General features: G+C 46.9%; 9 protein-coding genes. 7 read left to right on the forward strand and 2 right to left on the reverse strand.

The annotated features are described in order from the left end of the window. On the reverse strand, nucleotides 1–1,579 hold a 1,579-nt coding region (locus tag ACTIE6_RS06935), incomplete at its 3' end, for an efflux RND transporter permease subunit (protein WP_439555941.1). A gap of 47 nt (nucleotides 1,580–1,626) precedes the next feature. After that, the gene (locus ACTIE6_RS06940) at nucleotides 1,627–3,006 is read right to left on the reverse strand and encodes a TolC family protein (RefSeq protein ID WP_439555942.1); all 1,380 of its coding nucleotides are present in this window, start codon (nucleotides 3,004–3,006) and stop codon (nucleotides 1,627–1,629) included. A gap of 183 nt (nucleotides 3,007–3,189) precedes the next feature. Here ACTIE6_RS06940 and ACTIE6_RS06945 point away from each other — a divergent pair, with 183 nt between their 5' ends. The 7 genes from ACTIE6_RS06945 to ACTIE6_RS06975 form a co-directional block, all read left to right on the forward strand. After that, on the forward strand, nucleotides 3,190–3,867 hold the full coding sequence (locus ACTIE6_RS06945; RefSeq protein ID WP_439555943.1) for a response regulator transcription factor: 678 nt from the start codon (nucleotides 3,190–3,192) through the stop codon (nucleotides 3,865–3,867). Then, entirely contained in the window at nucleotides 3,864–5,237 is a 1,374-nt protein-coding gene (locus tag ACTIE6_RS06950; RefSeq protein ID WP_439555944.1) for a sensor histidine kinase, read from the forward strand. Before ACTIE6_RS06945 ends, ACTIE6_RS06950 begins: the two co-directional genes overlap by 4 nt. Before the next feature lie 281 nt (nucleotides 5,238–5,518). After that, nucleotides 5,519–7,039, forward strand: a complete 1,521-nt coding sequence (locus tag ACTIE6_RS06955; protein ID WP_439555945.1) for an IS1182 family transposase — start codon at nucleotides 5,519–5,521, stop codon at nucleotides 7,037–7,039. Nucleotides 7,040–7,252: 213 nt separating this feature from the next. Beyond that, complete coding sequence (locus ACTIE6_RS06960) at nucleotides 7,253–7,597, forward strand: winged helix-turn-helix domain-containing protein (protein WP_439555946.1); 345 nt, start codon at nucleotides 7,253–7,255, stop codon at nucleotides 7,595–7,597. Between the two features lie 73 nt (nucleotides 7,598–7,670). Then, nucleotides 7,671–9,650: a TonB-dependent receptor plug domain-containing protein gene (locus ACTIE6_RS06965; RefSeq protein ID WP_439555947.1), complete on the forward strand. Its 1,980-nt coding sequence runs from the start codon at nucleotides 7,671–7,673 to the stop codon at nucleotides 9,648–9,650. 16 nt (nucleotides 9,651–9,666) lie between these two features. Next, entirely contained in the window at nucleotides 9,667–10,791 is a 1,125-nt protein-coding gene (locus tag ACTIE6_RS06970) for a cytochrome-c peroxidase (RefSeq protein ID WP_439555948.1), read from the forward strand. 4 nt (nucleotides 10,792–10,795) lie between these two features. Next, nucleotides 10,796–11,204: molybdopterin-dependent oxidoreductase (locus tag ACTIE6_RS06975; RefSeq protein ID WP_439555949.1), on the forward strand; the 409-nt coding region annotated here is incomplete at its 3' end.

Raw genomic sequence — 11,204 nt, forward strand, 5'->3', positions numbered from 1 at the left:
CTGCCAGTGCAAAAATCAGCACCAGGTAAATGCCAACGACCAATTTGTTGCTTTTGACGAAACGCTCGTTCTGGCGCATGAAGCCGCCCCGTACCCGGTCAAAAAAGGTAACCTTAGGTTCAGCACCAGCGGGTTTCTCATGCACATGCTCTTTCAGCATCCAGTTAGCAAGAATCGGCACCAGGCTCTGGGCCAGAAAATAGGATACCGTCATGGCGAAACCAATCGAGAGCGACAGCGGCAAAAACATCGCTCGCGGTACGCCCGACATAATAAAGGATGGCGCGAAAACAGCAATGATACAAAGCAGGATCAGCAGCAGCGGCAGCGCCACTTCTTTACAGGCATCATAAATGGCCTGCTTCTGGGGCTTGCCCATCTCAATGTGCTGGTGAATGTTTTCAATGGTCACCGTGGCCTGATCCACCAAAACACCGATGGCCAAAGCCAAACCCGACAAAGTCATGATGTTGATCGTTTGACCTGCAAGACTTAGCATCAGCACAGCAGCGACGATAGAGACAGGGATCGTAATGATTACAATAAGGGAAGAGCGCCAGTCGCCCAGAAACAACAGCACCATAAGACCCGTCAAAATGGCGCCCAACCCCCCCTCGAAAAGAAGGCTTTTGACAGAATTGATTACAAAGACAGATTGGTCAAATTCGTAAGCCACTTCAATGTCGTCGGGCAAGAGACTGCGCATTTCCGGAAGCCGCGCCTTCAAGGCAGTAACTACATCCCAGGTGGATGCATCAGCGGTTTTTACAACCGGGATGTAAGAGGAGCGGCTGCCATTGACCAGCGCGTAGCCTGCCGTCACATCAGACGCATCAGCCACGTTACCCAGGTCGCGAAGAAATACGGTACGGTGCCCATCGGTAGTGACCGGGATCTGGCCAAAGTCCGATACCTGATCTTCCAGCGAGTTGAGTGTAGTGATGTAGGAAGTGTTACCAATCCTGATGTTTCCAGAAGGGGTCATGGCGTTGTTGGCAGCAAGGGCTTCCACAACTTCGTCAGGCGAAATGTTCAGGCTACGGATTTTCTGCGGATCAAGGTTGATGACGATCGTCCGCGAGTTGGTACCGATCGGTGGCGGTGCAGTAAGTCCAGGAACAGTTGAGAATAGCGGCCTGATCCTGGTAACGGCCAGTTCGTGAATCTCTTTGAGCGATCTTGTTTTGCTGCTGAAAACCAGATCTCCGATGGGAACGGAGGAAGCATCGTAACGAACCACCTGCGGGGGCAATGCGCCCGGTGGAAAAAATTTCATCGCCCGGTTGACCTGGATGGCGACTTCGGCCGCGGCCTGGGCCATATCGCTGCCTTCATAAAAGGCCAGCTTAACAACAGTAAGCCCCTGCACGCTTTTGCTGGAAATTTCTTTGATTCCTCCAATGTACAGGAACTGGTCCTGCATGCGGGTAGCAAAGAAACCTTCCATCTGTGCGGGCGACATACCTCCATAGGGCTCGATCACATAAATAACGGGTGAGTTAAGCCGTGGAAAAATATCAATCGGTATGCGGCTAGCCGACATAACCGAGAAGACAACGAGCCCCGCAATAAGTACCATGACTGATACAGGACGTTTTAATGAAGCTGATAGCATATTATACAGGGTTATGGCCGCCTGAAAAGATCAAAAAATGGTTCGAAATCACTGGTAGCATAGGCCTTTTCCAGTCTGACGGCCACGGCCCGGCGCTGCACATCAATTACCTGCTTTTCGACCCTGGTCAAAAGCTGTAAAGCATCGGTGATGCCCAGGATATTTTCTATCCCATTGTTATAAAGAGACATTCGCTGTTGGTAGGCCAGTGTAGCCGATCTTACCGTGACTGGAAGCTCACGCAGAGAAAGCCGGATGGAGGACATCACAGAGTCTGCCATCGTCAAGGTGTTTTGCAGCTGCACCTGCTCGACAGTCAAGAGGCTCGCAGCTTCGCGGACACGCCACTGCTGCTGGATAGCACGTGTCTTGACCCTTTTGAAATCAATGAGGTTGACAGTTGCGGCCAGTCCCACCAAATAATTAGTACGGCTGTACCCAAAGCCCTGGCCAATTGGGCCGAAGTTATTGTCAATGTCAAGGCTTGTTCCCCTAGCTGAGACGGCAGTAAGTAGCGTAACCCTGGGCAAAGCTGATTTACGGATCATGTCGATTTCCGCATTCTGACGGGTAAGCAGGTTACTTCTGTATCTGAGCAGTGGATGCGATGACAGTACTGTGCTCGGAGCGGGTTCGCCCAGCAGTACGCTTGCATTGAAGGTGGTATCAATTTCTAATTCGTTTACCTGACGGCCTGTAAGTGTTGCCAGCTGGACATTGGCCCTGCGGTACTCTTCCTGCATCTGGTAGTAGCTTAGCTTAGCGCGCGATAGCTCGACCGAAGCCAGTGATGAGTCGAGTCCCGGCCGGATGCCGTTTTGGACCAGGCTATTGATGATACGCCTGACGGTATCAACCCTGGCAAGATTCTGCTGCTCGATTTTAAGGTTCTGCCTGAGCCAAACCAAGTCCAGGTATGTTTTGATAACGACCTGACGAAGCCCAAACTGTTCGCGCTCCAGGCCTGACTCTCCTACTGCGATATCCGCATTGGCCAGTCTATTTTCAGCTGCAAATCGGCCGAAATTATAGACCTCCCAGTCGGCAGAAGCCAGGGCAATGTTACCAGAAGCCAAATCAGATTCATTCTCCGGGCGTCGCCCGCCTGACGTGGGAACAATGAGGCCCATTGAAAAATACGAACCTGAAAGCCCATTGGCAGTTCCTAAATTTATCTGGTCATGCAATTTGACATTGGGTAGCCGGTTGTCCCGCAAAATCTGCAAGTTGGCCCGAAAGGCTTCCAGAGCAGACCTTTGCGCAGCAAGCGTAGGATAATGGTTGATGGTCGCTTCAACAGCGCCCTCTAAACTCAGGGTTTGGCTCAGTGCAGGTGGATGCTGGTAAAAGACCAGGATTAAAAACAGTATTTGGAATAAACAGCGGTTCATAATTTAATGATCGTGTATGCCTTGTCTGGCGCTAGGGGTACATCTTACTGGCTTCAAATTAAAAGGGTACATGATTAGAGGGTATTGAGAAGGTTATTAGAATTTGGTGAGAAGGGTTGGTTATTAAGTATATTCTAATCTCGATTCATAATTTTACCCCATCAAATAGCCAGCAGAAACAGCATGAATGTCTTAGTTGTTGAAGATGACCTGGAACTTACACAGTTCATTCAGAAAGGGTTGCAGTCAGAAGGTGCTACCGTGTCGGTCGCATTCGATGGGGTGATCGGAAGAAGTATGGTCAATGAAAACAAGTTTGATGTTGTCGTGCTCGATGTGAATCTGCCTGGATTGAACGGCTACGACCTTTGCAGGTTCATTAAGCAGAACTGGCCGGCAGTGCCAGTGATCATGCTTACCGCGCTGGGAAGCCTTGATAACAAGGTGCTAGGCTTTGAGGCAGGGGCTGACGATTACCTGGCAAAGCCTTTTGCATTCAAAGAGCTGCTTTTTCGTTTGAAAGCTTTGGCAAGACGCCACCCATCACGGGCTCCCAGGCCTAAGCGGCTGCAACTGCTTGACCTGGAAGTAGAAACGGATTCGCACCGGGTCTGGCGGGCTGGCGAAAGGGTTGAATTGACTGCCAGGGAATATGCGCTATTGGAATACTTTATGCTCAACCAGGGTAAGGTCATTAACCGGGTAGATTTGCTTGAAAATGTCTGGGATGTGCATTTTAACACCAATACCAATGTAGTTGATGTGTATGTGAATTACCTGCGCCGCAAGATCGACAAATCCGAACCGCGGCTGCTGCATACAGTATTTGGGGTCGGCTATTTAATGGGGCCAGAGCCATGAGTATCAAGCAGCGCATCACCATCGTTTTTGGCTTGCTGGTAGCTCTGCTGCTTTTGCTCTTTTCAATTTTCATTTATCAAACTTATGAATCCTACCGGCAGTCGCTGATGCGTAACCGCCTTCAGCGCAGGGCAGTGGCTGGCCAGCTCTATTTCCAAAACAGGCTTGAATTTCACCGTTCGAGCTATTTGACCCTTCCTGATCAGCACGAATTTTTGGTAGATAGCAGCAATAAGATTATTTATCAATCTTCGGGAATGAGTGACTATAAGCTCACACCCAAATTGCTTAGGGAGGCCAGAAAGGAAGAAGTCTATTTCAATTACAAGTCTAAGCCCTTGAAAACACTCAAAGAAGGTATTGCTTTATCATTTAGTGTAGATGGAAAACGTTACGTTTCAGTCGTCACTGCACATGATTTAAGCGGAATACAGGCAAGTGAGAGCTTGTTTTTTATTCTGGCCAGCGGCAATATCATTTTGCTGGTTATAGTCGCGTTTGCAGGATTTTTCTTTGCGCGACGCGCCATGCTTCCGTTCGATGAGCTAATTGCGCAGATGGACCCAGCCGCAGTGAGCGACTTTTCATTTCGGTTACAGGGGCGCAAAGGCGCTGATGAAGCTGCCTATTTGGCCAACTCCTTTAATGAGCTGCTAAGCCGTTTGAACACGTTGGCTATCAGTCAAGAGCACTTTGTTTCCTATGCATCACATGAGATCCGAACTCCGCTTACAGTTGTAAAAGGAATCCTGGAAACTTCGCTGGCCTATGACAAAGAGCTGGGCGATGTCAAGCAAAGCATGGAAAAGGCTTTGGTCAGGTTAGAAGGTGCCATTGAACTTGCCAATTCACTGCTGCATTTAGCGGAAGTGGAAGGTTTGCAGTCGGCCAGGGTCCGAGAAGATATTAACATCGTCGATACGGTGCTGGATACGATCAGCTACTTTGGCGAGAAGCGCCCGGACCAGCAGATTGACCTGGTATTGACAGATACCTTTACACAGCAAAGTTTCAATCTCCGGATTTTAGGAAATGCGACGCTACTGCGTACCGTGCTAACTAATATCCTTGATAATGCAAGTAAATACTCAAAGCAAAAGGCAGTTGAGTTAAAAGTAGACATAGAATCACCGTGGGTTGTTATCACAATCACTGATCTGGGTATTGGCATCCCGGGTGCTGAACTGGATGATGTTTTTTTACCGATGATGCGCGCAGGCAATGTAGGAAATGTGCCAGGCTTTGGCTTAGGGCTTACTATTGCTAAAAAGATTGTCGAGATACACAAAGGGCAGCTTAGTGTGAAATCCATGAAAGACAAGGGGACCGCCGTTTTAATTAGGTTACCAGCCCTGCCGCTGGCAGATTAGCGCCAAGTTTAACAAGTATGTCGGACCAGACATGCGTTGACAACCATGACGGTAATACCGCCTGCCCTGTTAACAATGTTTGATACATTACCTATCTTACCAAGTACGATTTAACCCATACCATCAATAACTAATCGTATGATATTGTCAGTTGTGGCGCCACTAGATCACAAAAACGATAAGCGCCCATAGTTCATTTTAACGACCGTGGCCGTTGCAGAACTCAATGAAAAACAGCCTAAATCCTTTCCATAACTGCCTGGAATTTTGTAACTTCAGGAATGCAAGGAAGAAAAAACTACTCCGAAAAGCTGTTCATGAACTTCCAGTTATCCGAGCGGATTCCAAAGGATAATTTTTATCGGAAGTTGAGAGAATCTCTGGATTTGAACTCCATTTACAAAGAAACCAGAGATCTGTATGGAAGCACCGGGAACCCGTCCATTGACCCGGTTGTATTCTTCAAGCTTATGCTTACGGGTTACCTGGAAAACATAACCTCTGATCGTAAACTGGTCGATCACTGCTCGATGCGCATGGACATTCTTTACTTTTTGGGCTATGATATTGATGAGCAATTACCCTGGCATTCGACCATCAGTCGGACCAGACAATTATATCCAGCTGCCGTTTTTGAGGCTCTTTTCAATAAGATATTTGCTTTGTGTGTTGATAAGGGGATGGTCAGTGGACATACTCAAGCCATGGATTCGGCTCCCATTAAGGCGAATGCCTCAATGGAAAGCCTTGAACTAAAAAGACCTTTTCAGTCTATCGAAAGGCATTTTGAAGCCGTAGATACTGAAAGCCAAAATCAAACAAGCACTGCGGTAACTTCCACGGTGGGGTTGATCACTGCTCCGCAGCATCATTTGAAGCGTGTTAAACATATTCATGATAAACTGCGCAAAAATCCGGTCGGCGCCAGCGGAGCTTCTCACGAAAAAGCACAGTTATTCAGTAATAAAACGCATTATAATCCGCATGATCCGGATGCTCGTATTTCGGTAAAGCCTGGCAAGGCAAGAAAACTTAACTATCACTGCAGTATGGCAGTAGATACAGGTCAGGGCGTAATCAGCCATATACAGGCCGACTTTGCAGATGGAAGAGACAGTCAGTATCTGCCAGCAATGACTCTACAAGTTCAAAGCCGACTGAAAGCGAACGAGCTTAGGATGACAGAGCTCATAGCAGATGCAGGGTACTCAAATGGGTTTAACTATGAGTTTCTCGAACTGAGAAATATCACACCATGGATTCCTGTTTTTGGAAAGTACAAACCAGAAAGGGAATGGGTTACCTATGACCGGAAAGAAGATGTCTTTACCTGTACCATGGGTAAGACAATTCCTTTTAAAGGCTTCGATCTGACATCTGACGGGAAGCTTATCAAAAACTACCGGGCTTCAAAAAAGGATTGCATCCCCTGTGTTCTAAAAGAATCCTGTACGCCTAAGTCCCTATTTAAAAGAATTTTCACGACAGCTTATGAAGATTATTACCACAGAGCCTATGAAAGACAACTAAGCAGGCGAGGGAAACGGATGAAACAAGTCCGGCAAAGTACGGTAGAGCCGGTCTTTGGAAGCCTGGTTCATTATTACGGATTAAGCAAAATAAATGTTCTAGGAAAAGCCTCGGCACATAAGGTAATGCTAATGGCTGCGACCTGCTTCAATCTTAAAAAGTATCTCAAAACATTTAAAAGGAAATTGACAAATAGTGCAGCAGTAGAGACCGTTGCGCACTTAATCAGCGCATTTTTGAAGTCCTCGATTGCTTTTACCTTGAAATTTTGAGAATCTCACAAGTCAGATTTTAGAATTCCTCAAATTCATTTGTCAGGATAGTTCCGCAACGGCCACGACCGTATTTTTTGATTACGATTGGCGGTTACATTTATAGTGTCATCAGATACACTGACCATTGATTATGCCAGATTACAGCTATGTGAAGTTGTACCGATTTGAACTTAGCTTTGCAGATTGAGATTTAATTGTGAGCATTGAGATATGAACCGAAGAACTGAGATACGTATACGCCACTGGGTTTTTATAGATGAAACAAAATTCTTCGGCCCCGGCCGCTTCGAACTGCTGAAACACATTGCCAAGACTGGCTCGATTTCCAAAGCTGCAACGGCTATGGGCTTATCTTATAAAAAGGCATGGGCAATGGTTGACGCCATGAATACACTTGGATCGAGTCCATACGTAATAACACAAAAAGGTGGAACGCGCGGAGGCGGCGCTGTCATTACAGAAACCGGAAAACAGGTAATGGAAGCCTACGAGAAGCTGGACGAAAAATTTCTTGAAATTGCCAAAGCAGAAAAAGAGCTGCTAAACTTGATTTGATCCTAAAAATTAGGATGGAGATCTAAAAGGACTCATTATATTTGCGATATGTAAACAAATACATATCGATTGGATGAAAGCAACTTTATCCCTGTTATTATCAATTTTCTGTCTCCCCATGCTGACTTACGGACAGCAATTGGATTCAGCCGCAGCCAGCAGGACTTTCCAACTCGGGGAAATCCGGATTTCAGGCATATCGGAAAGAGAAAGCACCAATAGGCTATCGTACCAGCGGATAGAAAAATTCAACCGCATCGATCTTTCGAATGCACTCAACATTTTGCCTGGTGTGAGCATTGCCAATGTGGGTCCAAGAAATGAATCCGTGGTTTACGTCCGCGGGTTTGACTTGCGCCAGGTACCGGTGTTCATTGATGGCGTTCCTGTTTACGTTCCTTATGATGGCTATGTGGATATGGGCCGCTTTACCACGTTTGATTTGGCCGAAATTAATGTTTCAAAGGGCTTTGCATCGATCCTTTACGGAGCGAACACGATGGGCGGCGCGATTAATCTGGTGTCCCGCAAACCGGTCAGCAAGTTCGAGATCAATGGACGTGCGGGCATTTTCAGCGGTGACGGTTACCGGTGGAATGTAAATGCCGGATCGAGGTTTGGCAAATTCTTCTACCAGATAGGCGCTTCTCAGTTGAAACAGGAAACATTTCCATTGTCAGCGGATTTTAAGAAAAGGCGATACCAGCAGACCGATGAACGGTCGAACGCTTACCGGGATGATCTCAAATTCAGCGTGAAGGCAGGATTTACGCCCAATGCGACCGACGAGTATGTGATCGGTTATGTCAACCAAAAAGGAGAAAAAGGCAATCCGCCTTATGTAGGTGATGATTCCAGGATCATGACGCGCTTTTGGCAATGGCCGAAGTGGAACAAGCAAAGCTTATATTTTATTTCGAACACGGCCGTTGGTGAAAAAAGCAAAGTAAAAACACGCTTTTACTACGATACATTTGTTAATCAGCTGTTTAGTTATGACGACACGACCTACACTAAACAATCCCGACCCTACGCGTTTCAAAGTTTCTACGACGATTACACCTTTGGCGGCAATGCAGAATATGAATCTCGGGTGTGGGAACGGAACGTTTTCAAGCTAAATGTGCAGTACAAGCGGGATGTACACCGGGAGCATGATCTGGGTGAGCCGGTGCAGGGTTATATCGATAATACCCTGTCCGCAGGCATTGAAAACACTTACCAGCTCACGCCTAAACTTGCAGTTATTCCAGGCGTGAGTTTTAACACGCGTAACAGCGACAAAGCGCAGGAATACAATGCAACAACCAAGGAAATTACCAATTTTGAAGACAGCAAAAACAATGCAGTCAATGCGCAGATCGGTTTGTTCTGGGATATATGCACCAATCATTCGTTGAAAGGATCGGTTGCTCGTAAAACGCGTTTTGCAACCATTAAAGACCGTTATTCTTACCGGATGGGTCAAGCCATTCCCAATCCCGATCTTGGCGCAGAAGCTGCTGTCAACCTGGATTTAAGTTATTCGGGCAAAATTGCGGACAAGCTTAGCCTGCAAGCGAGCGTCTTTAACAGCAACATTGATGACATCATTCAGCAGGTTGACAATGTGCAACCGGGACGTTTTCAGTTGCAAAATGCAGGAAGGGCTAGGTTCTACGGTGCGGAAGCGGGTCTGGATTATCGGATCATTTCCGGGCTGAGCATTGGTTCTAATTACTCTTTTATCAAAAGGAAAAACAAAACCAACCCGTCCATTCTTTTTACCAATGTACCAGAACACAAGGTTTTTGCGTATGCGGATTATTCATTCTTGAAGCGTGCCAACATTCTGACAAGTGTCGAACATAACAGTGATCGTTACAGCACGAGCTACGGCACCCACGCAAAAGCTTACACGCTGGTCAATGCCAAGGCATCGGTGAAGCTTTACAAATTCATTTCCGCCGAAGCGGGCCTCAACAATGTTTTTGATGTCAACTACAGTTTGGTGGAAGGCTTCCCGGAAGCCGGACGAAATTTCTTTGTGAACCTGGTGTTCAGTCACTTTTAAGGATGTATTCACCCTGATGAAAAACATTTTGAAAACAGCTTTACAAAGTAACCCAAGTTGGCTTAAAGCCAGCTTGGGCCTGGCTGTTTTCATTTCTTGCGGACTTATTCAAGGATTTCAAAGCAAAAATGCCCAGCCTTATGTTTTGCTATATCCAGCTAACTTCGGCTCACGGTTTGTTATTCCCGCTGATAATCCTACTACTAAGGAAGGTGTTTATCTTGGGCGGCTGCTGTTTTATGAAAAAGCCTTATCAGCCAGAAACAACATATCCTGTCAAAGCTGCCATCAGCAAAAGCTTGCTTTCACAGATGGAAAAGCATTCAGCACCGGCTCGGATGGTTCATTAACCGCCAGGAGCTCCATGTCGCTGGCTAACCTGCTTTGGGTTCGCAATTTTTTCTGGGATGGGCGCTCGCCTGGCCTGGAAGAGCAAGCCAAATTCCCATTAACCAATGAACACGAAATGGGCCAAACACTCAGCGAATCGGCCAGAAAACTAAGTAAGACCACCTTATATCCGCCGCTTTTTGCCAAAGCATTTGGAAGCAGCCTGATTTCGGAAGACAAAATCCTGAAAGCACTTTCTCAATTTGAAAGGACGCTGATTTCCGCTGGCTCGGATTATGATCACTATTTGGCTGGAAGTTATACGCCGACTGCTCAGGAGTTAAGAGGCTTACAACTGTTCGAAAATGGCCCAGATCCTACGCGCGGTATCCGTGGCGCCAACTGTGGCCATTGTCACGGCGGGGTCAAAACCTTTAAAGAGCTTTTTCATAACAACGGTCTGGACAGCATAGCTAACGACATTGGCAGAGCGCAGTTTACGGGGCAAGCTGCTGACCGGGCAAGGTTTCGCGTTCCGACGCTCCGTAACATCATGCTCACTGCTCCTTACATGCACGACGGTCGGTTTACAACCATTGAGCAGGTTCTCGACCATTATAGCGAGCACATCAGGCAAAGCCCTACGCTAAGCGCTTTTCTGCAAAAAATTTCCAATGAATCAGGTGGCAAAAACCTGGCTCTGACATGGGACGAGAAGGCAGATTTGACAGCCTTTCTAGGCATGCTAACCGATTCATCATTCATAACCAATCCGGCATTTTCTAATCCCCATCCTGTTACGAATCCTTAAAACTATGTTCCAACCTAATTTTTTCAAACGCAGCATTGCAGCTGGCCTGCTGCTGATTTTATGTGCTACATTTTCATCCCTCGCCCAAAATACAGCGACGCTTTCCATTGGTGGCGAAGTGACAACACCTTTGAAACTAAAACTAACAGACTTTGCCGGCTTTAAACAGGTAAGTCACAAGGTGAAAGACCGAGACGGCAAAGAGCATGTGTTCGCCGGAGTTGCTTTGATCGAACTTCTTGAAAAAGCAGGCGTGACAACCGGGGCAAAGCTGCGCGGTGAAAACCTGGCAAAATACGTGCTGATTTCAGCTGCGGATGGCTATGAAGTTCTGTATTCACTGGCTGAAATTGACCCTGAATTTACAGATCAGGCGATTCTGCTTGCCACAACAAAAGATGGGCATCCTCTTG

The organism is Dyadobacter sp., from assembly GCF_051859145.1.
GTDB lineage: Bacteria > Bacteroidota > Bacteroidia > Cytophagales > Spirosomataceae > Dyadobacter.